General features: G+C 43.8%; 22 protein-coding genes. All 22 read left to right on the forward strand.

From position 1 onward, the window contains the following. The first annotated feature begins 5 nt into the window (after positions 1 to 5). Positions 6 to 1,001 (forward strand): anthranilate phosphoribosyltransferase, encoded by a 996-nt coding sequence (gene trpD / locus BUC01_RS12125; protein ID WP_073313811.1) that lies wholly within the window; start codon positions 6 to 8, stop codon positions 999 to 1,001. A 20-nt stretch (positions 1,002 to 1,021) separates the two neighbouring features. Then, positions 1,022 to 1,864 (forward strand): indole-3-glycerol phosphate synthase TrpC, encoded by an 843-nt coding sequence (gene trpC / locus BUC01_RS12130; protein ID WP_025833275.1) that lies wholly within the window; start codon positions 1,022 to 1,024, stop codon positions 1,862 to 1,864. A gap of 57 nt (positions 1,865 to 1,921) precedes the next feature. Then, positions 1,922 to 2,560 (forward strand): phosphoribosylanthranilate isomerase, encoded by a 639-nt coding sequence (locus BUC01_RS12135; RefSeq protein WP_025833272.1) that lies wholly within the window; start codon positions 1,922 to 1,924, stop codon positions 2,558 to 2,560. Positions 2,561 to 2,569: 9 nt separating this feature from the next. Beyond that, positions 2,570 to 3,343 carry a tryptophan synthase subunit alpha gene (gene trpA / locus BUC01_RS12140; RefSeq protein ID WP_025833270.1) on the forward strand — a complete coding sequence of 258 codons (774 nt, stop codon included), beginning with the start codon at positions 2,570 to 2,572 and terminating at the stop codon, positions 3,341 to 3,343. A gap of 183 nt (positions 3,344 to 3,526) precedes the next feature. Beyond that, a complete protein-coding gene (locus tag BUC01_RS12145) occupies positions 3,527 to 3,820 on the forward strand; it encodes a nucleotidyltransferase family protein (RefSeq protein WP_073313813.1) in 294 nt (97 codons plus the stop codon). After that, positions 3,813 to 4,184, forward strand: a complete 372-nt coding sequence (locus BUC01_RS12150) for a HepT-like ribonuclease domain-containing protein (protein WP_025833268.1) — start codon at positions 3,813 to 3,815, stop codon at positions 4,182 to 4,184. Before BUC01_RS12145 ends, BUC01_RS12150 begins: the two co-directional genes overlap by 8 nt. Positions 4,185 to 4,257: 73 nt before the next feature. Next, a complete protein-coding gene (locus BUC01_RS12155; RefSeq protein WP_025833266.1) occupies positions 4,258 to 5,295 on the forward strand; it encodes an asparaginase in 1,038 nt (345 codons plus the stop codon). A 353-nt stretch (positions 5,296 to 5,648) separates the two neighbouring features. Then, on the forward strand, positions 5,649 to 8,207 hold the full coding sequence (locus BUC01_RS12160) for an LruC domain-containing protein (protein ID WP_217653893.1): 2,559 nt from the start codon (positions 5,649 to 5,651) through the stop codon (positions 8,205 to 8,207). 203 nt (positions 8,208 to 8,410) lie between these two features. Continuing rightward, positions 8,411 to 10,792 (forward strand): LruC domain-containing protein, encoded by a 2,382-nt coding sequence (locus BUC01_RS12165; protein WP_073313815.1) that lies wholly within the window; start codon positions 8,411 to 8,413, stop codon positions 10,790 to 10,792. 48 nt (positions 10,793 to 10,840) lie between these two features. Continuing rightward, complete coding sequence (locus tag BUC01_RS12170) at positions 10,841 to 11,200, forward strand: response regulator (RefSeq protein WP_034524499.1); 360 nt, start codon at positions 10,841 to 10,843, stop codon at positions 11,198 to 11,200. Between the two features lie 27 nt (positions 11,201 to 11,227). Continuing rightward, entirely contained in the window at positions 11,228 to 12,400 is a 1,173-nt protein-coding gene (locus BUC01_RS12175) for a sugar transferase (RefSeq protein ID WP_025833262.1), read from the forward strand. Positions 12,401 to 12,433: 33 nt separating this feature from the next. Then, positions 12,434 to 13,273, forward strand: coding sequence for a TolC family protein (locus BUC01_RS12180; protein ID WP_025833261.1), 840 nt, complete (start codon positions 12,434 to 12,436; stop codon positions 13,271 to 13,273). A 6-nt stretch (positions 13,274 to 13,279) separates the two neighbouring features. Continuing rightward, the gene (locus BUC01_RS12185) at positions 13,280 to 15,445 is read left to right on the forward strand and encodes a GumC family protein (RefSeq protein ID WP_073313817.1); all 2,166 of its coding nucleotides are present in this window, start codon (positions 13,280 to 13,282) and stop codon (positions 15,443 to 15,445) included. A 19-nt stretch (positions 15,446 to 15,464) separates the two neighbouring features. Further along, on the forward strand, positions 15,465 to 16,931 hold the full coding sequence (locus BUC01_RS12190; protein ID WP_034524498.1) for an O-antigen ligase family protein: 1,467 nt from the start codon (positions 15,465 to 15,467) through the stop codon (positions 16,929 to 16,931). A gap of 18 nt (positions 16,932 to 16,949) precedes the next feature. Beyond that, positions 16,950 to 18,185, forward strand: coding sequence for a glycosyltransferase family 2 protein (locus BUC01_RS12195; protein WP_034524497.1), 1,236 nt, complete (start codon positions 16,950 to 16,952; stop codon positions 18,183 to 18,185). Further along, positions 18,182 to 19,303: a glycosyltransferase family 4 protein gene (locus tag BUC01_RS12200; RefSeq protein WP_025833260.1), complete on the forward strand. Its 1,122-nt coding sequence runs from the start codon at positions 18,182 to 18,184 to the stop codon at positions 19,301 to 19,303. The genes BUC01_RS12195 and BUC01_RS12200 overlap by 4 nt, the downstream gene beginning before the upstream one ends. A gap of 13 nt (positions 19,304 to 19,316) precedes the next feature. Then, positions 19,317 to 20,456 carry a glycosyltransferase family protein gene (locus BUC01_RS12205; RefSeq protein ID WP_025833259.1) on the forward strand — a complete coding sequence of 380 codons (1,140 nt, stop codon included), beginning with the start codon at positions 19,317 to 19,319 and terminating at the stop codon, positions 20,454 to 20,456. Positions 20,457 to 20,467: 11 nt separating this feature from the next. Further along, complete coding sequence (locus tag BUC01_RS12210) at positions 20,468 to 21,397, forward strand: glycosyltransferase (protein WP_025833257.1); 930 nt, start codon at positions 20,468 to 20,470, stop codon at positions 21,395 to 21,397. A gap of 8 nt (positions 21,398 to 21,405) precedes the next feature. Beyond that, a complete protein-coding gene (locus tag BUC01_RS12215; RefSeq protein ID WP_073313819.1) occupies positions 21,406 to 22,278 on the forward strand; it encodes a glycosyltransferase family 2 protein in 873 nt (290 codons plus the stop codon). Between the two features lie 164 nt (positions 22,279 to 22,442). Continuing rightward, on the forward strand, positions 22,443 to 22,607 hold the full coding sequence (locus tag BUC01_RS25490) for a hypothetical protein (RefSeq protein ID WP_159106516.1): 165 nt from the start codon (positions 22,443 to 22,445) through the stop codon (positions 22,605 to 22,607). Positions 22,608 to 22,908: 301 nt separating this feature from the next. Then, on the forward strand, positions 22,909 to 23,949 hold the full coding sequence (locus BUC01_RS12220; RefSeq protein ID WP_073313821.1) for a DUF7833 domain-containing protein: 1,041 nt from the start codon (positions 22,909 to 22,911) through the stop codon (positions 23,947 to 23,949). A gap of 225 nt (positions 23,950 to 24,174) precedes the next feature. Further along, positions 24,175 to 25,989: a DnaB-like helicase C-terminal domain-containing protein gene (locus BUC01_RS12225; protein ID WP_025833253.1), complete on the forward strand. Its 1,815-nt coding sequence runs from the start codon at positions 24,175 to 24,177 to the stop codon at positions 25,987 to 25,989. The last annotated feature ends 43 nt before the right edge of the window (positions 25,990 to 26,032 follow it).

Below are 26,032 nucleotides of genomic sequence, written 5' to 3' on the forward strand. Positions count from 1 at the left end.
AAGTTATGAAAGATATATTAACCCGGCTCTTCAATCACGAAGAGCTCACTTCAGAGGAAACCAAGCAAATCCTCCTCAATATTACCCGGGAGAAGTATTCCGAGGCTCAGATAGCAGCATTACTAACTGTGTTTCAAATGCGTAGCATCACCGTAGATGAACTAACCGGCTTCCGCGAAGCCCTTATGGAGACTCGTGTTCCCATCGACTTCGCGCCTTACCGTCCCATTGACATCGTTGGTACAGGCGGCGATGGGAAAAATACTTTCAATATCTCCACCTGCGCCTGTTTTGTCGTAGCCGGAGCCGGTTACAAAGTTGCCAAACATGGCAACTACGGCGCCACCTCCGTCAGTGGGGCGAGCAACGTCATCGAGCAACACGGCGTCCGTTTCACCAACGACCCCGACAAACTGAAACGCAGTATGGACGAGTGCAACATCGCCTACCTTCATGCCCAACTTTTCAACCCGGCAATGAAGTTTGTCGGCCCTGTACGCAAGGCTCTGGGAGTGCGCACCCTGTTCAATCTTCTCGGTCCGCTCGTCAATCCCTGTAAACCCGCCTATCAGCTGTTGGGGGTTGCCGACCTCGCCCAGATGCGTCTTTACACCAACGTCTTCTACAAACTCGGCATCGACTTCGCAGTAGTCAACAGCCTCGACAGTTACGATGAAATCTCCCTCACGGATGAATTCAAGGTTATGACACGCAATTACGAGCGCATCTACCGTCCGCAAGCTCTCGGTTTCAATGCCGCACAGCCCGAAGAACTTTTCGGTGGGGCGTGTAAGGAAGACGCCGCCCGCATCTTTGATAATATCCTTAACAACCGTGCCACACGTGCCCAAACGCAATGTGTCATTGTCAACGCCGCCTTCGGCATCCAGGTAATGGAACCAGAAAAGGAAATCGAAGAGTGCATTGCTATCGCTCGCCAATCGCTGGAGAGTGGACGGGCGCTGAAGGCGTTGAAGAAGTTTATAGAAATCAATCAGTAAGAACCCATAAATTCCAATTTATGAAAGATATTTTATCTGAAATCATCGCCCACAAGCGAATTGAAATAGCACAGCAGAAACAGGCCGTCTCTCTCAGCCAATTGCAGGAGCAGGCTGCCGCTGTACTTCAAGAAGATGCCGCCGCCCTAATCGGAGGCACCCTCCGGCACCGCAGTATGAAGCAATCCCTTGCCTCCTCCGCCTCCGGCATCATCGCCGAGTTCAAACGCCGTTCTCCTTCCAAAGGCTGGATTAAAGAAACCGCGCAGGCCGGCCTCATTCCTCCGGCTTACGAAACCGCCGGTGCCTCCGCCCTTTCCATCCTAACGGACGAGAAATTCTTTGGCGGTACTCTACGTGACATCCGCACCGTGCGCCCCCTCGTCAACATCCCCATCCTGCGCAAGGACTTCATCATCGACGAATACCAGCTTCTGCAAGCCCGCATCGTAGGTGCCGACGCAGTGCTCCTCATCGCTGCCTGCCTCACACCCGACGAATGTCGTGCGCTAACCTTCCAGGCACACGAATTGGGCCTTGAAGTCCTACTCGAAGTACACGCTCCTTCCGAACTCTCCTATATATATAAGGAGACGGATATGGTCGGTGTCAACAACCGGCACCTCGGCAGCTTCGTCACCGACGTAGAGAATTCCTTCCGCATTGCAGAAGAGCTGAAGCAGACCATTGCGGAAATTGATTTCGAGACACCTCCGCTACTCGTTTCCGAAAGTGGAATTTCCAGTCCCGAAACCATCCGGAAATTGCGTTCTGCCGGCTTCCGAGGTTTCCTTATGGGAGAAACTTTCATGCGTACCGAAAACCCCGGAAATACCTTAAAAGAACTCATTCGCGAAATATAAGTTTGGAAATTTACACATAATTTCATATATTCGTGAATTCTAAGTGTACACAGCCCCATGAATACAATTATCAAAGTATGCGGAATGACCGAAGCTGACAATATCCGCAATGTAGATGTATTAGGCGTAGACATGATTGGTTTCATCTTCTACCCCAAGTCTCCCAGATATCTGTACCAGATTCCCAGATATCTGCCTACCCTTGCCAAGCGTGTCGGCGTATTCGTCAACGAGACCAAAGAGAATATCCTGATGTATGCCGACCGTTTCGGCCTGGACTACATCCAGTTGCACGGTGACGAATCGCCCGAATACTGCCGTACCCTCCACTCCAACGGTTTCCGGATTATCAAGGCGTTCTCGATAGCCCTTCCCAAAGACCTTCTCGCCGTTTCCGACTACGAAGGCTTTTGCGACTATTACCTGTTCGATACCCGCACCGCCCGTTATGGTGGTTCCGGACAGCAGTTCGACTGGAACATTCTGCAACGCTACACCGGTTCCACCCCTTTCCTGCTCAGCGGTGGCATCAACCCTTACAGCGTCAAGGCGCTGAAAGAGTTTCACCACCCCCGCCTCGCCGGCATCGACATCAACAGCCGTTTCGAGACCTCCCCGGGCATCAAGGATGTGGAACGGATAGAACGTTTTCTGAAAGAGCTGGGCAAAGCCCCTGCAACAAATTATAAATTATAAATCGTCAACATGAATCGTATAAATAAGCTTTTCCAGGACAGTCCCAAGAACCTGCTGTCCATCTACTTCTGTGCCGGTTGTCCCACTTTGGAAGGCACCGCTAACGTCATCCGTACCCTCGAACGCAACGACGTCCACATGATTGAAATCGGCATTCCCTTCAGCGACCCGATGGCTGACGGCATTGTCATTCAAAATGCCGCTACCCAGGCTCTCCGCAACGGTATGTCCCTGCGCCTGCTTTTCGAGCAGCTGCGCGATATCCGCAATGACGTACACATCCCCCTTGTCTTCATGGGCTATCTTAACCCCATCATGCAGTTCGGCTTCGAATCCTTCTGCCGGAAATGCGTGGAATGTGGCATCGATGGTGTCATCATCCCCGATCTCCCTTTCAAGGATTACGAAGAAACTTATAAACCCATCGCCGACCGCTACGACATCCGCGTCATCATGCTCATCACCCCCGAGACCAGCGAAACCCGTGTCCGCGAAATCGACGAGCACACCGATGGCTTCATCTATATGGTATCCAGTGCCGCCACTACCGGTGCCCAAAAGGATTTTGATGCCCAGAAGCAAGCCTACTTCAAGAAAATACAAGATATGCATCTGCGCAATCCCCGCATGGTCGGCTTCGGCATCAGCAACAAACAGACTTTCGACGCCGCTTGCGCCAACTCCTCCGGCGCCATCATCGGCAGCCGCTTCGTCACCCTGCTGAATGAATACGAAGGAGATGCGGAAAAGGCAATTACACAACTGAAAGAAGGGTTGAGATAGGGAGGAAGAAAGGGATTTAGTATAAGGTATAAAAACGCCTGCAACGAATTCAAACAGGTAATAGTGCATCTTAGTCGCATACCTTATACTTCATCCCTTTCTTCCTTTGGCAAACTTTTATACGGACTTATATATAGTTTCAATTTAAATCCCTATATTTGTATACATTAAAGCAAAGATCCAATGAAAACAGTTACTGAATACATTTCATTACTACGTGACTACATGCAGAGAAATGCTGATAAATACGGTATTTCCCGTATGGGCATATTTGGCTCTGTTGCCCGAAACGAACAAACAGAAACAAGCGATGTCGACATATATGTTGAAGGACAACTACGCGGTTTTTTTGCTCTATCCGGAATTAAGCAAGAATTAGAAGAACTATTAGGTTGTCCAGTTGATATAGTACGTTTGCGTGACAAAATGGACACCCTTTTACGCGAAAAAATATTAAAGGAGGGAATTTATGTTTGATACATTAATTGCTCTTCATACATTAGAGTTAATTCGCAGTTCTTTGGAACAAATAGAGAAAAGGTGTTCAGACATACACTCTACAGATGATTTCCTATTAAGTGATACCGGCATGATGAAACTTGACAGTATCTGCATGAAACTTACAGCAATAGGAGAAAGCATAAAAAATCTCGATAAAATTACCAATAAAGAATTATTAGTGAAATATCCTGAAATACCCTGGAAAAACGTAATGGGTATTCGCGACATTATCGTACATCATTATTTTGATGTAGATGCTGATGAAATTTTTAGAATCTGTAAAGAAGACCTCCCTCAACTATACGAAATCATAATAAGAATGATAAATGAGATGAAGTAGCCAACCCTAATTCGCGCAAATATCATTTTTTCACTATCTTTGCGCCCAAAACAATCAAACTCCGGTTATGTTTATGAAAAACGACTATCCATCCGTATTGCTGATTTATACCGGTGGCACCATTGGTATGATAGAAAATCCTGAGACCGGCGCACTCGAAAACTTTAATTTCGACCACCTCCTCAAGCATGTCCCCGAACTGAAACGTTTCAACTACCGCATCTCCTCCTACCAATTCGATCCCCCTATTGATTCCTCCGACATGGAGCCCTCCCTCTGGGCGAAAATCGTAAAGATAATCAATTACAACTACGACTACTTCGACGGCTTCGTCATCCTTCACGGAACCGACACCATGGCCTACACAGCCTCCGCCCTTAGCTTCATGCTTGAGAATCTTGCCAAACCCGTCATTCTCACAGGCTCACAACTCCCCATCGGCACCCTGCGTACCGACGGAAAAGAAAACCTTATCACCTCCATCGAAATCGCTGCCGCCAAGAATCCGGACGGCGCTCCCGTAGTTCCCGAAGTATGTATCTTTTTCGAGAACGAGCTAATGCGCGGAAACCGCACCACCAAGATAAATGCCGAAAACTTCAACGCATTCCGCTCTTTCAATTATCCCTCGCTGGCACATGCAGGCATCCACATCAAATATGATGCCCACATCATTCGCCGTCCCGACCCTGCGCGTCCTATGAAACCCCACTATCTGTTCGACACCAATGTCGTCATGCTCACCCTTTTCCCCGGCATTCAGGAGAGCATCATCAATTCAGTCCTCCACGTCCCCGGCCTGAAAGCCGTTGTGCTCAAAACCTTCGGTTCCGGCAATGCTCCTCAAAAAGAATGGTTTATCCGCCAGCTGAAAGAAGCTACCGAACGTGGCATCATTATTGTAAACATCACCCAGTGCCAGCGCGGAGCAGTCGAAATGGAACGCTACGAAACCGGGCTGCATCTTCTTCAGGCAGGCGTCGTCAGCGGTTATGACAGCACACCCGAATGTGCAGTAACCAAACTCATGTTCCTCCTCGGACATGGACTTAACCAAGCCGAAATCCGCTACCGCATGAATTCCGATCTTGCGGGAGAAATCACGAAATAGTAAATTTTCAAAATATTTAGTCTAAAATCAACGGGGTATAGCAACAAAAATCTTCTGTTGGCTATAATCCCGTTTCGTTTTGCATATCCGAGAAAACCGCTGGACAGATTTTACAAGTTCCCAATTTGCGTATATCATACTCATTTTTAGCAAATAAAGCATTATACTGAAACAAAAAATCAACTTTTGTGTTATTATATCAAATTTATCATTACCTTTGTGGCGAGAATATGCAAGAAATGTACATTTTCGACAGTTAATAATGGAAAATAGACAATAATCCAATACATATTACTCTATCAAGTATGAAACTAATTAACCGATTATCAGTAATGGCTGCCGTGGTAAGTACCATGTTCTTAGCCAGTTGTGCGGATGATGTGTACGATCCCAGTAAGGAACCGCAGACACCACCAGCAGAAAATCCTTTTGGGGAAGGCTTTGCAGCCCCGGATGGCTTTGGCTGGACCATGATTAGCCCCGTAAAGCTCAATGTTGAGGTAAAAGATGATTTCAATGGTCAGTATAAGTACTTGATTGAAGTATTTGCCACCAATCCATTGCATGATGAAGACGCAACTCCTATTGCAGCAGGTGTAGCAAACAAGAATGCAAGTTACATTGCAGAAATCAATGTACCTACAACCATTGAAAAACTATACATTCGTCAGACAGACCCGAAGCAACGAAAAGAAGTTTACGCACGTGCAGTTCCGGAAAATGGCGGTTCAATGGATTGCAAGTTGTACTATACCGGAGTTGATACAAAAGCCACAGGAAATACAGGTTCAGCATTCGAAGCTGCTAAACGAGCAGGTTTTGTGGAACCGGCTCATAAGGACAGCGAAGACCTCAAGCCTCTTTATGATGAAACAAAGATAATACCTGAAGTACCCGCTGTTTCAGACGGCTATGTCCAGTATAATCCGGGAGCATTAAACGCCGGAGCTAAATTCATTATCGGAACGGAATATACAGAAGACGCTCCTTTTAAAGATATTTTAAGAGTTTACGGAGATAACGGCAGAGCAACCGTATTCGTTCAGGGAGTATGGGATTTATCCGCCTCTGGTAAAAAACTAACCTCCAGGCTTGATATTTATATCATGAATGGCGGTAAAATAATTGGTACAAGCGATTTCACAATCGAACCCCAAAACACCCTTACTATTCAGAGCGGAGGAAGCATTGAATCAAAAGGTGGCACCTTCAATTTAGGATGTTCAACTAAAGTTTATGGTTCCATTGATGCAACAAACGTTTTAGTAAATGAAGGAGGAGCACCGGAAATATATATTGGCGAAAACGGAAATATCAAAGTTACTGAAACCGCTCGCTTCAATAATGCTCAAGTATTTAACTACGGTGTATTGAGCGCAAATAAACTAGAGTTTGTAAACACCACCATCCTAAACAAATCATACATAGAAGATTGCGAAGATATCCTGATCAACGGTAGTCAGATATTCAACTATGGTGATGTCAAATTCAACGGAACACTTGCAACCAACAACAATACAGGTACGGCAAGTTTCATCAATCATTATCAAGCCACTTTGGCAGGAACGACATGGAATAATGGCGCTTCAGTTTATAATGATGGCCTTATCCAACTTACTGATTTCTATAATACAGCAGTAGGTGAGATATATAATAGTTGCGCATTTATCATCAGAAATGAATTTACTTTCGTGAATTTGATTTTGGACAATGGTTCTATTACAAGTGACTGGAGTAAAACAACGAACGAATGGCTTCCTGTTCCGAACATCACCTGCAATCAAAAGGTTAATGTCAAGATGAAAAACAGTTCGATCATTAAAACCGACAATTTCACCCTAGGCAACTCCCCCAACAGCATTGTAGGCGAACAAGGTGACATATCCATGATAAAAGCCCGCCAATTCACATTAAATAGCCGTGGCAAAACCAGCATCAGCGGTAATCTGGTATTTGAAGGGAAATATGCAGAAAATTATCCCTCATGGCAACTTGATGTCACATGCGCCACGACCGGCTATGATGAATCCAAACATTCCATCGAATCTTGTAGCGGTATTATCAATGGTGGCAATGAAGGCGGTGACCCAAGCGATCCGGAATTTCCGATCATCGTTGAAGATGCAACCAACTATACTTTTGCATTCGAAGACAATTGGCCTACTTACGGTGACTTTGATTTGAACGACATCGTAACCACTATAGACAAAGTAACTTTTGCCCAGCATGAAGACGGCTCTGTAGGAGTATACACACTCAATGGAACCCTACAAGCTGTAGGCGCAAGTAAGAAACTCGGTGTCGGTATTCAATTCCTGGGATTTACAGCTTCCAATGTTGTAGAACTGAAAGGCATTGTAGAAGGCGTAACAAGCAATGCCACTCCGATAAACTTTGAATCCAATCAAAGCAATCCCGTAGTTATCATTTGCAATGACGCACATCGCTTTATAGGCAATTCTGAAAACGACAGAAGTTATGTCAATACCCTTGCAAACAATAGCAACAATAAGAATGGCGTTAAATTTGAAATATCCATAGAATTCAAGAAAGGTGCTGTAAAGCCTAAGGATCTCAATATCAATCTGCTTGACTTATTTGTTATATCAAGAGCAGCGGACGCTAAGACCAAACGTACAGAAGTGCACGTGGCAGGTCATGCACCTACCGATTTGGGCAATACCAAGTTGTTCGGACAAGGAAATGACAAGTCTTCCGCAGAAGAAAAGCGCTATTACCTAAGCTCTGAAAACTTAGCATGGGGTGTGGTTATTCCAACAGATTTCGCATGGCCTTTAGAATACAAAAACGTTAAAGATGTATACACCAATTTCGTCAGTTGGGTGACCAGTGGCGGCAAAGAAAATAAAGATTGGTACAATAATCACAATGGTCAGGTATTCAAAAAATAGCTCAATGCCTCCCTAAATAAAAAGCCGATGAGTACCTTTATTCATCGGCTTTTTCAGTAATATGGGAGGGTATCATTTCAAATGCCCCATCATATAGTTAAAAGATACTAACGGTTTGTCTTTTTAAAGCTTATAAAAGCTGTTATTATCTTAATAGTCCGTATTTTTGTTATTATCCAAACAAACAAACAAACAAACAGGTCATGGGAAGGAAGTTCAAAATAAATCATATTCTGCCAACTGCGCTGATTCTATCATGCGCCTTGTTGGGTGGCTGTGAAAAAAACGCATTCGATCCCGAAAAAGTAAAAGCAACTTACGAAGATAAATTCCCGGTAAAAGACATCGATCCCGATATGGACTGGAAAATGACCAGGCAGGTTACGATAGACATCTCTGTCTACGAAGATTATGGAGTGGATTATACCGTAGAAATCTTCGATCACAACCCCTATTCTACCGATACCATACCTCATTTACTGGCAAGAGGAACTGCCAATCAGGAATTTTCTTTCCATACCGCAATTGATTGTCCGACTGTGCTTTCCACGCTTTATGTATCGCGTACCGACGAGGCCGGTCGAAGGATATTCAAACCCGTAGCCATAACCAACAACCGTCTGGCCACATCGTTCGGTAGCCAGACGCTGACACGTTCCTTTTCCCCATCCACCAGGAGTGAAGGCAATTTCAGCATATCCGCAATGTCCCGTCCATACACCGATAAAGAAATAGAGACAATGCTTTCCAAAGCAGTCGAATATACCGGCCAAGATATGGACACCGACATAGCCAATAAAAACATTTTTAAAATAACATCCACCTATGAAGGCAGTATCAACCATGGAGGTACCCCTACTCCCGCAGCCAGTACTCTCAAACTCATTATTGCGCCGGAGGCCAAATGGGAAATTCCCTCCTCCCAGACCATCAACCAGGGACTTGAAATTATAGTAGCCTCCAAAGGTGAAATCAAATTAAAATCCGGTAGCGAAAATACCCCGGCTCTTAAATTTACAAATACCGCCTCACTCACAGTTCTGGGTACCGCTTATCAAGAACACGAAAATGACGAGGCGGAGGATACCCGTGGAAAAATATCCGGCAACGGATGGATAGAGTTCTCCAATGGCGGAACCAACTACAATGCCGGAGACATCAACATTGACGGTATCAATAATAATGGCGGTACCTTCTTCAATTATGGTGAAATCGACGTTAAAAAGTTATATGGTCCCTCTACCGGAAGTCTCTTTGTCAACCATGGGGATCTGGAAGCCGACCAGATAGGAGACGAAAAAAATGACAGGGGACCCTTGCTGGAAAACAGTTGCAAAATCGCAGTTGACGGTGACCTGACTTCCTATGGCATCACATTGGGGCAAGGAGCATTCATCAAATGTGAACACCTGCACGCTTCAGACTATATCAACCTGAACGATAACTCTATGATCAAAGTAGAGAATAACTCATGGTTCAATAATTGCAGCATCACCGGTCCAACCGCCCCGAACAGTTATGCATTGCTGAAACTTTATAATATACAACAGGCTAACTGGACAGGAAACTGGCAAAGCGAAGTAACCCAAGGTTATGTGATCAATAATGTGTACTGCGAATATGAAGGCGGAGGTCGAGACGCTACATGGAATTTTGAGTACTGCTGCCTGAACGGCACTGCAGGAGGAAACGGGAAAAAAGGAAATGGTAACGCAGTTGCATGCAAACCCGGAGAGGCTCCTAAATATATCCCCGAAGGCAGATGCACCGGTGAAGGCAATACTCCGGGAGAAGGCGATCCGGGAGAAGAACCCGAATTAATGCCCTATACCTACGTCTTCGAAGACAACTTCCCCTTGGTAGGCGACTATGACTTCAACGACGTAGTTTTGGACGTATCCATCAATCATGACCGTGGCCGCGACAATAAGATAACGACCACACACATTGATGTCACACTCGTGGCAGCCGGAGCGACCAAGACTATCGGAGCCGGTTTGCGATTGATAAATGTGGATAGAGCTGCCGTTGCAAGTATCAGTTACGAAGGAGATGTAAACCGATTCCAAAACACCCTATCCGGTTCTATGTTAGACAATATCAGCTTTGAAGATGACATGGTGATTCCTCTCTTCGGAAATGTACATGGCGTATTTGGCGTTGCTCCCGGTACCATGGTCAATACGGGTATCGCTACAGCTCCCACCTATACATACAAGATAAAGATCGAACAGAGCAATGCCTACCAACACGAGTCTCCGGTTATCTCTAAAGACAATTTGGATTTCTTCATTGCTTATAAGTTCAGAAGTATGCAACAACGTATGGAAGTGCATCTTTACGAATTCTGGGATTATGGCGCCACCAAAGGAGGAACCGTACAGAAAGAAAATCTTGACTTAGCAGGTAACAATACATGGGCTATTTGTGTGCCCAATTTCCGTTATCCGAGAGAAAGTATCAACATCAGTACGCTAAAGGGTGACGATTGCGCATACCCCAAGTTTTTGGATTGGGCTCAGAACCGCACGCCCGATACTGAGAAATGGCATCTCGATCCCAACGAAAATAATGTTTATAGATAGAATAATCATATAACAAATAACAGGTATAGAATATTATAAATTACAATAATGAAACAGATATTATTAGTAGATGATAAAGCCTCTATAGGCAAAGTGCTCTCTATGTATTTGGGAAAAGAGTATGATTTTGTATACTGCGAAGATCCCTTGAAAGCAATTGAGTGGTTACACGAAGGTAATGAGCCGGATTTGATTATATCTGACATCCGTATGCCGAAAATGACAGGTTCGGAATTTCTCCGCTACCTCAAAAGTAATGAGCTGTTCAAGCACATTCCCGTCATGATGCTTTCCAGCGAAGAGAGTACTACCGAGCGTATCCGCCTGCTCGAAGAAGGCGCGGTCGATTACATTCTGAAGCCTTTCAACCCCATGGAATTGAAAGTACGTTTAAAGAAATTTCTATAATTAAGTAATTAATCCACGTAAAGGCATATGTTATATTACATATATATTGGAAATAAACGGGTTATCATCGACCACCTGAGCAAAGTTACAGGAGGGATGTTTGTTGCCGTCTCTTCTCCACAGAAAGCGGCTAAAGTCATTGATGGTATTCGTGACCGGTATAACATATCTATCCTTTACGAACAAACAGAATCTCCAGAAGCGGACTGCTTTGAGCTTTCTTATTTACGCAAACGTTATCCCCGGGTTTATATAACTCTCGTAACCGAAGTATTAAAACCCGAAAATCGAAAAGCTTACCTCCAGGCAGGCGTCAACAATACGCTTCCGCCACATGCCGAAGAAGAAAGTATTCAACGCATGAATGTTTATCTCAGGGCACGTAAGGATAGTAAACTGAAAGAATTCAGCGAAACACATCGTAAAGTATTGAATACATTCCGTCTTCCTATGTGGAAACGTACATTCGACATTCTCTTTGCGGGTACTGCTGTTATCATTCTTTCACCATTGCTGATAGGAACAGCTATTGCCGTCCGTGCAGAGAGCAAAGGAAGAGTTATTTATAAGTCGCAACGTGTAGGCTCCAATTATCAGATTTTCAATTTCTTAAAGTTTCGTTCCATGTACACTAATGCGGACAAACGGTTGAAAGAATTGAATGCCCTTAATCAATATCAGATTGAAGAAGTTGAAAATTCAGATGAAGGCCCTGAAATTCGCTTTGATGACCTTTCCGGAACACCGGATGAAGAAGAAAACTTGCTGATTTCAGATGATTTCGTGATTTCTGAAGAAGATTTCATCAAAAAGAAAGAGAAAACAAAACAGAATACATTCGTCAAGATTGAAAACGATCCGCGCGTTACTCGTGTCGGACGATTCATCCGCAAATACAGTATTGATGAATTGCCGCAACTTTTCAATATTTTAAAAGGGGATATGAGCATTGTAGGCAATCGCCCTCTCCCACTCTATGAAGCTGAGCTATTAACCAGCGATGCCTACATAGATCGTTTTATGGCTCCGGCAGGTTTGACGGGACTATGGCAAGTAGAGAAGCGAGGTGGTGCAGGTAAAATGTCAGCAGAAGAGAGAAAACAGTTGGATATCAAGTATGCAAGAGATTTCTCATTCTGGCTGGATATGAAGATTATCTTTAAGACATTGACGGCGTTTGTGCAAAAAGAGAATGTATAATTGCAATAGTAACCATGTATAGCAAATAAAAAAATGATAAAAAGATATATTACACTCATTTATTGGAGCGCTATTCTTTCGGGATTGTTTGCTCTTCCTACAATTATTGTCGCTCAAGAGCAAACAATGACGCGTGAAGAACGTATAAAGGCTTTAGAGCGTTTAAAAATGGAGGACGCACGATGGGAAACAGTAACTGTGATGCAGACAGGGAAAGAAGCCCCCCTTGAAATTGAGAAATTAGAATTGCCTCCGTTATCGGTTTTTTTAGATGCTGTAACAGAGAATGCTACTGTAAAACGAGCTCGTTCGCAAGTTGAACAGCAGAAAAATGAATATCGCATTGAAAAACGTAATTGGTGGAACTATTTTAAATTAAACGGTAGCTATGCATTTGGTCGTTTCAACAGTTTAAACGAAAACAGCGAAACACTCGTTGATTGGTACCAATCAACGAGTGTCGGTACACGCCATACTTTCAATTTAGGAGCCACTGTCAGTGTCGGCTTAGGCGATCTGTTCAACCGCCCGTTAAAACTAAAAAATTATCGCTATAATATAGAGCAATTACAATATACTCAAGATGAGGTTATGGAAGAGCGTAAGCTAAAAGTGCTGGAAGCATACAATGCCGTAACAGAGCAACTGGCCACAATTAAAGCAAAAGCAGAAACTGCGGCACTATACAATGCTCAAATGAAGATATCGGAAAATAGTTTTATTCAAGGAAAAATAGATATCATTACGCTTTCTTTAGAACGGGCACGCCGAACGGGTGCTGTAACTAATTATGAACAGAGCAGGGTTGCCCTCCATAATTCTATTGTGCTATTAGAGATGTTGACTAATGTAAAAATCATTAAAGACTATTAAGACCCTATGGATATTATATTATTTATATCACAATTCTTATACCGTATCCGTTATTGGTTATTATGGGGAACACTTTTTGTGACAGGCTTAGTTATCTATTTCACTCAGTTTCTTCCTTATAGTTACACAGTAGAAAGTAGCTTGTATGCAGGCATTACCAACTCAACTTCTATTGACGGAGCAGCCATAAACTATTCTGCAGTCAATAGTACTTTTGATAATCTTATCAATATAGCCAAGGCACGCGGAACATTACAAAAAGTATCCCTCCGTTTATTGGCAAACTCGTACACCTATGGAGAAGAATGGAAAGACAACCAATATATTCAAGCTAAACATTATCGTCAATTATTGCAAATGACCCCGAAAGAAGTATTGAGTCTAATTGACAGAAAAGATGCTGAAAAAACATTAGCTAATTTGACTGCATATCGCAAAGAAAGCAGTAGTAATTTTGTATATGCCATGTTTAATCGTCCAGTTGCATTTTACAGTGCAATGGCCTTAGACGAAATCAGTATAAAACGTGCCGGCAACAGTGATATTCTGGACATTGTTTATACTTCGGCAGATCCTGGTATCACTCAAAAAACAGTCAGCATTCTGATAGACGAATTAATTAAGGCTTATGAAATACTTCGCTTTAAATCGACTAACGATGTTATTGCATATTTTGAAAGGCAAGTTCGCCTCACCAAAGAAGCATTAAGCAAAGAAGAAGATGATCTTATGAACTATAATGTAAGCGAACGTGTAATCAACTATCCAGAAGAGACTAAAGCACTTGCCGGTACCCGATATGAAGTAGAAGATCGTTTAGAAGAAGCTGAACGTATCTATGAAGGAGCAGTAGCTCTGCGTGATATGTTAGAGGGTAAGATGGACATTCGAGCTCAAATTATTCGTAATAACACCAATCTTCTGAATGAGTTGGATAAGGTCAGTACCCTGAACCAAAGTATAATGGAACGTGAAATCTATACAACTGATAAAAATCAGTTGACAGACCAGAAGTTGCAAAAAGAAAGAGAAGCTTTAAAAAAGGCAGAAAATCAAATAAGCCATATATCCGACAATCTAAATGAATTCAGCTTCTCCAAAGAAGGTGTTGGAATTCAAAGTATGGTAGAAGAGTGGTTGATAGCTTGCATTAACGAAGCAAAAGCGAAAGCAGAACTACAGGTCTTGAAAAAACGGCAAGACAATATTTTCGAACAATATGTCCATATGTCCCCCATCGGTACCCAAGTAAACCGTAAACAACGCGCCATTAGCATAGCGGAAGATAACTATCGTACTCAACTCAAGGGACTAGCAGATGCCAATCTTCGATTGAAAAATATAGAAATGAGTACCAGCAATCTGCAAATGGTAGCACCTCCCGATTTTCCATTGACCGACAATGGACGTAAGCGCATACTATATATTCTCATTGCTTTCATCGGCAGCATTATATTTATCACAACTTATTTCTTGCTTATTGAGATATTAGACCGTACTTTGCGCGATCCTCTTCGAAGCAAACGACTGAGCGGCCTACCTGTTATTGCAGCTTTCAATGGAGTCAATAATTTGAAATACCGTGGTTTCTTGAAAGCATGTAACCGAATTGCTGCCGCTTACTGTTGTCGTAAGTTAGATAAATATATGAAGCCCGGACAACCTGCAGTCATCAGTTTGCTCAGTATAAATCCAGGTGAAGGCAAATCTTTCTTAGCCAAGTATTTCATTGAGCACTGGAAATCGGAAGGGGTTCGGGTACGTTTGGTACAGCATGGTATAGACTTTGAAAGTGATAGCAAGAACTACGTACAGGCAGAGCAAATTTCCGATTTTTGGAAACTGAACGAAGCTGAACAGATTCCTGATATCATTTTGGTTGAATATCCAGCTATTCAGGAAAGTTCCGTCCCCTTGTCCGTTCTTCAAAAGTCCGATGCAGTCCTACTTATCGCTAACGCCCGCCGTTTGTGGCGCAATAGCGACAATACAACACTATATCCGATAAAAGAATGTTTGGAAAATGTTCCGTTCTCCCTTTATCTGAATAATGCCGACCGCGATGTGGTTGAATCATTTACCGGTGAACTGCCACCTAAAATGCCTATTCATTCATTCTTCAGCAGATTGGCACAATTAGGATTGACATCGCAAAAGGCAGCAGTAAAATAGTATATAATACAAAGTACTGATGGCATATAATAGTCAAAATCCGACATACGAACTCCCTCCCAAAGCCTTGACTTTTCTGTTATTGGCTGTGGGGTTAGTTACTATTGTTATATCCATTATCACCCAAAAATTACTCATAGCGGCAGCAGTTATAAGTTTGCCTCTTGTAGTAATCATATTTGTGTATGGAAGTCGGTCTCCCCGTTTCGGTTTCTTTTTATATGCCACTTATTCTTATTTCTTTACGGCAATCATGCGTTATAGTCGTCAAGAAGGACTTAGTGTTGTATTAGACATTTTATTAGTATATATGCTAATCACTATCTTCTTCTCCGTTATCCGGAAAGAATCTAATATAAAGCTATCAAACGCTATAAATGTACTTACTGTCAGCTATATCGCATGGATGATATTTATATTGGTGCAGCTTGCCAATCCCGGTATTCGTGCCGAGGGTGTCACATTAGGGATACGTAGCTGGATATTGGGAACATTTGTGCTTTATATCGTTTCATCTTTATTCGCAGACACTCCCAAAACCCTCAAGGCCGGATTGATACTGTTCGGAATGTTCACGTTCATCGCTTTCCTCAAGTTATTGTATCAAAAGTTCCGCTGGTTCGATGCCGCCGAAACAGAATGGCTGATGCAAAACAGTTGGTACACACACATATTAAGTAGTGGTATCCGCTATTTTTCTATCTTTAGTGATGCCGGAAATTTCGGAGCACACATGGGTATTATTACTATCGTATATTCCATCATCGGTTTCCGTACCCATGAGAGATGGCTTTCCATTTTCTATGTCAGCGTTGGCGTGATGGGAGCGATAGGAATGTTAATGTCCGGTACCCGTGGAGCTATTATCATTCCTTTCGGAGGGCTTGTCCTATATTGTCTTGTCTGTAAAAATATAAAAGTCATGATAGTCTCAGTTTTAACAGGAGCAGCAATGTTTGCTTTTTTCGCTTTCACAGATATAGGAGACGATAATAGTGTGATACGCCGTATGCGAACCGCTTTCCGCCCATCAGAAGACGATTCATATAATGTACGTGTCGAGAATCGAAGAATTATTGCAGAATACTTAGTACGACATCCTTGGGGAACCGGTTTGGAAAGAGGGGTACCCAGAATAACAAGAACAGACGAAGGAGAATTAATAAAAGAAGATACTGTCCCTCCTGACTCATATTATGTAAAGATATGGATGCAAACAGGTATTATTGGATTAATCCTTTATATAGCCATATATACCATAGTTCTAATCAGGTGCTGCTACATTATTATGTTCCGCATACGAAATCAAGAACTCCTCCATACTCTTGCAGCCCTTCTTTGCGGAGTTTTTGGTGTATGGCTCAATGGATATGTAGGGGAAGGAATGGGACAGCCTCCTACGAATTTTATCATAGTTGCCGCACTCGCTTTCGTATTGAACGGTCCCTATATAGATAAACAGATAACTCAACAAAAAATCAAGTAAAACAAAGTAATACTCATTATGAATGATATTTTTTCCATATTAAATCCCGATTGGTGGATGGACGAGAACAACAATGCTTTGCAGATTGCTGATGCTATCTTGTTCTTAGTGTTATGTATCCCAGTATTATATCTCTTCATTTGCGCGCTTTTCTCGCTCGGGAAATATAAGAATCCTTATCCACCAGCTAAAGTGCAGCACCGTTTTCTTGTATTGTTCACAGTGTTGCGCAATGGTAAAGAAGTGATTCAGTCTATAAATCATTTTTTAGACACACAACTATATCCACGGGAAAAATGTGATATAGCTGTTGCAGCTACCCAATTACCCGAAGAGGACCTTGTCACTTTGCTTCAGATGCCGGTCAACATCGTCGTTCCCGACAAAGAGCAATGTACCAAAGTATATGCCATCCAACAAGTCATGGAACGCTACTCCCCTGAAGAATACGACATGGTCGTTGTCTTTAATTCGGATAACCGGATAGTGCCTAACGCACTTACCCTTTTCAATAATGCATATTATTCCGGATGCGATGCTATTCAAGCCCATCGTATGACAGAGAACCTGACCACCAATATTGCGGTATTGAATGCCACCAGTGAAGAGATTAACAATAATATCTTCCGTAAAGCACATACCCGTATGGGATTTTCATCAGCCTTAATCGGATCAGCCATGGCATTTGACTTTCCAATGTTCCATGAAATAGCACCAAAGTTGAAAGGGTCCGACTTAAGTAAAGCGATGGAAACCGCACTCTTGAAGCAGAATATTTTTACCGAATACATGGAAGAAGTAGTGTGTTACAGTAGAAAAGAAGAAAGTGCCGATGGCTATGAAGCACAACGCATCGGCTGGCTTCGTTCGCAATACAGCAGTACTATTTTCGCTTTAAAAAAGTTACCGATAACTTTACTGAGAGGACAATGGGATTATGCTCTCAAGCTATTTCAATGGCTAATGCCTTCACGTTTCCTACTTATCGCCCTAATTGCAGCGTGCGCTGTGGGCATCACCCTGTTAGACTGGTCACTCAGTTTCAAATGGTATGCTCTTCTAGCGGTAATTGCCATAACATTTTTAATGGCGTTGCCTGACGGAGAAGTAACCAAACGCTTCAAATACTCGCTATGGGCTTTACCGGTGCTTATATTTGCATCCATATTCAGCCATATCACGCGCTTTTTCCAATTCAAAAAGACAAAGAAAAAGAAGACTAAAAGAGAAAAAAAAAATCCCAAAAAGGAATGAAGATAGCTATTGAGGCTCAACGCATTTTCCGTCCTAACAAGCACGGAATGGATTTCGTGGCTTTAGAAACCATTCGTGAGTTACAGAAAAGGAACGACGATAACCACTACTTTGTTATCGTTGCCCCGGGTGAAGATAGGTGTTTGGAAGAGTCACCCAATCTTTCTATCATTGAACTAAAAAGTCTCTCCTATCCGCTTTGGGAACAAATAGCTCTCCCAAGAACAGTAAAGCGTTTAGGAGTGGACTTATTGCATTGTACCTCGAATACAGCCCCTTTGCACTGTTCGGTTCCTCTCGTTCTGACGCTCCATGATATCATATATCTGGAACCCCGACAACATCGTAGCCCGTCTCTTTATCAAGAAATGGGCTGGCATTATCGACGCCTGGTCGTTCCCCACATCCTAAAGATGTGCAAGAAGATCATTACAGTATCACAATTTGAATGTGATCGTATCCGCCACGCTCTGAATATCCCATCCGAACGAATCACATACATCTATAATGGGTACAGTACTCATTTCCATCAGCAACCCGATATAGACATGAACATTGTGCAGAAGTATATTCCTCAAAAAGAATTTCTGTTTTTTTTAGGGAACACTGACCCCAAAAAGAATGCAGCGCGTGTACTAAAAGCATATAGCCTTTATTTAGAACGTTCATCAGTGAAACGTCCTTTGCTGATAGCCGATCTTAAAGAAGAATACATCAATAATCTGTTACAACAAGAGGGAATCACAAAAGTGAAGTCACACTTGTATTATCCTGGGTATATTTCCAATAAAGATTTGGCAACATTATATAATGCAGCCTTCGTGTTTCTTTACCCCTCACTCCGTGAGAGTTTCGGCATACCCATAATTGAAGCAATGGCGTGCGGAACGCCGATTATTATCGGTGATACATCAGCCATGCCCGAAGTAGCCGGACCAGATGCGTTAACTGTCGATCCCTATAAAGCAGAAGAAATATCAGAGGCCATATTGCGTTTGGAAACAGATAACGAGTTATATCAAAAGCAAAAGGAATATGGGCTGACACGAGCAAACTTATTTTCATGGAGAGAGACAGCCGACAAATTGATAAAACTATACCAGTCACTACAACCTTAAAAGTCCTATATGTATGAAAGCTCTTTTTCTTGTCTTTTATGGTTTTCAAGAGTACAATGGCATCAGTAAAAAAATAAGATACCAAATATCAGCTCTTGAAAAATGTGGGATGGATGTCCGCACCTGCTATTACGAAGTAACGCCTAATGGCGGAAGACAATGGATGATTAATGATGAAGTGCTGGTCGACCTTGGAAAAGGGATGATTGCAAAACTAAAGAAACGAATATCATTCCATGCCATTATCCGCTATATTATCAAAGAAAAAATACCATTTGTCTATATCCGTTCTTATCACAATGCCAACCCTTTTACAATACATTTTGTAAAGGCATTAAAGAATCATGGAGTGAAGATATTTTTAGAAATACCGACATATCCATACGACCAGGAGTACTTTTCCATTAAAGAAAAAATAGAGCTATATACAGACAAGTTATTCCGACATGCGTTTTGTAAATACATAGATGCCATCATTACATACTCTAATGACACAGAAATCTTCGGGAAGCGTACAATTCGCCTCTCCAATGGTATAGACTTCAACCATATTCCTTTACGAAACAGCATAAGGAACATTAATAACGAGCTTCACTTGATAGGCGTCGCCGAAATACACTTCTGGCATGGTTTTGACCGTCTGATTAAAGGCTTAGGAGAATATTACAATAACAATCCGGAGTACAAAGTATATTTTCATCTTGTAGGCAATATGAGTGGAAAACGTGAACAAGATGAAATTCTGACTCCCATCAAAAAGTACGGTTTAAAACCTTACGTCATCCTGTACGGGGCCAAACATGGAGAAGAATTAAACGAGCTTTTCAATCATGCAGACTTTGCCATTGGCAGTTTGGGGCGTCATCGGAGTGGCATATATAATATTAAAACTCTGAAAAACAGAGAATATGCGGCACGTGGTTTCGCATTCGCATATTCTGAAACAGATGACGACTTTGATCAGATGCCTTACGTCTTGAAACTTCCGGCAGATGAAAGTCCTATAAACATTCCGCAGTTGATTACTTTCTGCCGCTCTCAAGCCATGTTACCAAGTGAAATCAGAGCTTCAATTCATCATTTGTCATGGGAAGAACAGATGAAAAAGATATATGAAGATGCGTGCTTAAATCATACAATCACTAAACTCTAAATGATATTTATATGCCAAACTATCAACCCAAAGTTTCCGTTGTAATACCTGTATATAATACAGCTGATTACTTGCGTGAAACTCTGAACAGTATATGTGACCAAACATTAAAAGAACTGGAAATCATTTTGCTCAATGATGGTTCTACGGATGACAGCATGAGGATCATTGAGGATTTCGCGGCACGCGACTCCCGAATACAATATCACGTGCAGCCAAACCAAGGATTGTCCGTCGCACGCAATCAAGCTATGAGATATGCAACAGGCAAATACATATACTTCATGGATAGTGACGATATTTTAGATTGGACAGCTTTGCAAAAATGTTATCTCACTTGTGAAGAAGACAATTTAGATTTTGTCTTTTTTGATGCCGAACCTATCACAAACTCTGAAGAAAATGAGAATATCCCTGATTATAACAGGAAAAAATATATCAACGAGAACGTATGGAAAGGAACAGAACTTCTGAATTATGAACTGGATAATCATTTATTCAGAACCCCGGTTTGGATATGTTTTGTCAACCGCAATTTTCTGAATACCTTCTTTAAGCGCTTCTCTCCAGGTATTATCCATGAAGATCACCCATTCGCCATACAAATTTACCTGTATGCAGAACGCGTCCGGTACATCCCGGAATCATTCTTTAAAAGAAGAATACGAATCGGCTCCATCATGACCCGGCGTTTTAGTATGCGAAACATTGAAGGTTACACTACCGTGTGCACTGAAATACGGAATCTACAACAGCAGCACCCTGAATGGACATCTGTCATCAACAAATACTTGATCCAAACCCTAAACGACGTAATCTGGGCAGGACACCGGATGACCTTTCTTGAGAAAATAGAAACAGCCTGCCGCTTCCGACGTTTGTCTTTCAGTAAATATGTCACTTTCAGAAATTGGGCAGTCTTTTGGCTGAAAAGAAAATAATTACAACTATGGTCTCCATCATCACCGTTAACTACAACGGCCTTGCCGACACTTGCGAAATGATCACCTCATTCCGTAAGTACGAAACATATCCCTATGAAATCATTGTAGTGGACAACGGCTCCCAGAATCCCGAAGCTGACGAAATCAAGACGCGCCACCCCGAAATAAAAGTCGTGCAAAACACCAACACCGGATTTGCCGGAGGCAACAATGCCGGATTAAGAGTCGCTGAAGGCAACTACCTGTTTTTCCTCAACAACGATACAATTATCAAAGGCCCGATACTGGAAACACTCGTCCACCGCCTCGAAGCAGCCCCGGAAAACGGAGGGGTATCCCCTATGCTGAAGTACAGCTATGCACCCGACACACTGCAATATGCCGGTTTCACCCCATTCTCACGCATCACGCTACGCAATGCCGCCATAGGCTTTAATGAGAAAGACCAACCCCGCTATCGAATAGCCTGTGAAACCGCCTCCCTACATGGTGCCGCCATGATGGTACGTCGCGATGTCCTGCAACGAGTAGGTCCAATGACAGAAATTTATTTTCTGTTTTACGAAGAATTTGACTGGTCAGCACAATTGCACCGGGCCGGATATAAATTATGGTACGAACCGGAAGCTGTAGTCTACCATAAGGAAAGCATGACTGCCAAGAAAGGAACCCCTTTAAGAGAATTTTATCTTTCACGTGCCCGTGTCCTGTACGCCCGACGGAATATACCGGGAAGTGAAAGAATCCTGTCCTGCCTATACATCACTTTCATTGCTGCACCTAAAAAAACAGTGGCTTATCTGTTACATGGCAAATTCCGACTGGCAGTAGCCGTCATCCGTGGAACTTTTTACGGACTTATTTCATCAAAACAATAAACACCCATTATATCTCAAAAATTACCAGACTTTTCATCCTTATATATCTACCTTTGCTGCCATTTATTCCATTTATACAAAAATTATGAAAAAATCATTTTAAACTATCCATCTCCAACGGAGATAAAGTAGAAATTTTCAGTGTCCAAACTGAGACAGAACATGTGAAACTGGAATTTATCGTATTGGAACTTTTTGCCCGAGGCATAGAGAAATTGCTTAAAGACAAAAGCAACATCAGCACGCGCCTGGAACGAATGTTAGGAAACCTCCGCAAGCTTACCCACCATTTCAGACACACTCCGGACAAAAAAGACGGACAAGACTGACAGACAGATGTTTGTATCTAATAATCGCAATGCGCACTTCAGCGCAAGAGCCCCGCCATACGTTAAATAATAGTTAATCTCTCTTTTTTCAAGATGTGCGGTCTTACCCCACCAAACCGCTTTCACAAACATTCTGACAACGGAACAAACGGACAGACCGCACATTTTAAAAGTACTATCAATGATTATATTTGCACACGCTAAGAGAAAACGCTACGAAAAAAACGCTGTCGCCATAACAAGCAACTCCGCTTTGCGCAACCTTTTCCCACGAACAATCAACTAATAAAAACAACTCAAAATGAAAAGAAACTTTTATCTACAGCACCAGCTCATGGCCATGCACGACCCTCGAATGCAAAAACTGTTCGACGAAGAAGGCCCCAGAGGAATAGGAACCTACTGGATCATCATCGAAAAATTATCCATGCTACCCGATGCTAGAGCACAACTGAAATATCTGCGCTCTTCCACGGGCAAAAAGTTGTCGATTACCTACATAGAGAAAATCATCCGCAATTTCCAGCTTTTCATACTCGAAGAAGACGGATTTTTCAGTCCCGAGGAACTGAATCCGGCGAAAAAGAAGGAGAAAAAAACGGCAAAAAATGATAGAGCAAATACCGTTGCTGATGCAAAAAACGACGAAAAACAGCCAAAAACAGCAGAGGAAAAAACGGAAAATCCGGATAAAAATCAAGCTAACGCGCTAAAAGCCAGCACTGATAAAGAAATAAGCCGTGAAGTATTTAAAGAGAATATAAAAGATATAATAACATCATCAGCAAAAGAAGAAGAAACTGCTGCTGATGATGATGCCGATATCAATCCTCCGGCAAACTATCGGGACGCTTCCGCCGGAAGTCAGCCTTCACTCACCGTCTGCGATGACTTCGGCCGACCGGAAACGCCGCTGCGCCCCATACGTCCCTGGCAGGAAGTGGTGGACGGACTGGCTGTGAGGACACCCTGGCTGGAAGCTGTCTGTATGCATAGCGGCTACGGAGAGCTGCTGATGCGGCACATCAAGGCGGCTGTGAACTGCTTCAAGAAGCATATCGAAGTCTACGACAAATGGCACAACCTGCTGAACGAAAGCGATGTACGCCGATATTTCGTAAACTTCACAAGTCCCGGACAGCGCACCTCGCAAGCCCTGAACGCAACCCTCCTGGCACTCGACGCCAAGCAGCAGTCCGCCGCCCCACCCGACCCTTACCGCTACGAGCTGCTCATTGACGGCCGACGCACCTACCTGGGTTGCCTCATTCCCGACAATGCCCCGCCACGGCCGAATGCCAAGGCTTTCTGGAACGACACCACGCAGGCATGGGGAGCGTAATACGCTGTGCCAGAGTGCCCCGAATGCCACACTTGAGCGGGACAAACGCCACACCTCAGCAAGGTAAATGCCACATCTGAACAAGCCGAATGCCACACCTCACACACATCCAAGTGTGGCATTTGCCCCCATGAAATGTGGCATTGCAGGCGCTGAAGTGTGGCATTCAAAAACGGTTCAAAAAAACAATTCCAGAAAACGACTTAAAGACAACCTGACGAAAAAATGAGAAATTTCCATCAACACGGCATTGACACCCGTGGCCGCACCAGCGGCAAAATCAAGACTATCTGCCCCCAATGCAATGCCACCCGTGGGCACAAAGGCAATAAATCCCTCTCCATCGATCTGGAAAAGGGTGTTTGCTACTGCCACCATTGCGGCTATAAACTCTACGTGCCCGATGATGCCGAAGAGCGGGAACGCCAGTTGCGAAAAGAACAATACAACCGCGCCAACAAGCTCCCCTCCCACTTCCGCCGCCCCGTCTTCGACCCTACCCGTACGAATCTCAGCGAGAAACTGGAACGGTACTGGACACAGGAACGCTGCCTGGCGCAGCACTTGCTGGCCGACCTGCACATCACCGAAGAGCGAGTGAAACTGCCCGAAAGCAATGAAGAGGAGAACTGCCTCTGCTTCAATTACTTCGAGAGAGGCATACTCATCAACACCAAGTACCGAAGCGCCCGGAAGCACTTCATGATGGTGAAAGGCGCCGAGCTCATCCCCTACAACATCGATGCCATATTGGACAGCCCGGAATGTATCATCACCGAAGGCGAATTCGACGCCGCCGCCTTCATGACCGCCGGCCGGAAAGATGTCATCTCCGTGCCCGCCGGTGCGCAAAACAACCTTAACTGGATGGACCGCTTCGTTGAGACCCACTTCGAACCCAAGAAGCTCATCTACATCGCCGTCGACGAGGATAATGCCGGACAATCGCTGAGTCAGGAACTCGTGCGGCGTCTCGGTGCCGACCGTTGCCGCCTGGTGCACTTCGGCCCCGAATGTAAAGACGCCAATGAGCATCTGGTCAAATATGGCGTCGAAAGCCTGCTCATCACCTTGGCGCAGGCCGAAGAAATCCCGCTGGAAGGTGTCTTTACCGCCGAAGACCGCCAGGACACCCTCCGCACGCTTTTCGAAAACGGCCTGCAAAAAGGCGCAGAAACGGGCTGGAAGAATCTGGATGAAAACTGTACCTTTGAGACCGGACGCCTCCTGGTGACAACGGGACGTCCCGGAGAGGGAAAATCGGAATTCATCGACGAACTTGTCCTGCGCCTCTGCCTGCGCCATGAGTGGAAAATCAGCTTCTTCAGCCCCGAAAACATGCCTATGGACTACCATCTGGCCAAGCTCTCCGAAAAACTGACCGGACACGCCTTCCGTCCCGGACCGGGCATGACGGATGCCCTCTACAACCGGGTGGTGTCCTGGCTGACGGCCAACGTGACGCACATCTTGCCGGACGCAGGAAGCTACACCGTGGACTGCATTCTTGAGAAAGCCCGCCAACTGGTGCGCCGCCGCGGGGTGCGCATCCTTGTCATCGACCCGTTGAACCGCATCGACCAGCAGTTGGAAGCGGGACAAACGGAACTGCAATACATCACTTCGCTGCTGAACAAGTTGAGCCGCTTCGCCTTACAGCACAAGTGCCTCGTCATCCTTGTGGCGCATCCACGCAAGGTAAACCGCAACCCTCTCAACGGTGAACTGCGGCGGGTGGAGATGAATGACATCAACGGTTCCGCCAACTTCGGTAACATGGCCGACTTCTGTATTACCGTGGACCGAAATGATGCGAAAGAAATCGTCACCGTCTATATCGACAAAGTGAGGTTCAAGCATCTGGGCAGTGCCAACACCTGCGCCAAATTCGTCTACAACCGCATCAACGGGCGTTACTGGCCCTGTGAAGAAGGCATCGTGCACCGCTCTGACGGCGATAGACTGGGACCGACGAACACGGTACATGACAATGAAAATTGGTTGAAAAATATTGCGGAAGAAGGTTGCTTATTCGATTAAAATTAAGTACATTTGTAGGAACAATTAACTTAATAAAAAAACA

Source organism: Bacteroides stercorirosoris (genome assembly GCF_900142015.1).
Classification (GTDB): domain Bacteria; phylum Bacteroidota; class Bacteroidia; order Bacteroidales; family Bacteroidaceae; genus Bacteroides; species Bacteroides stercorirosoris.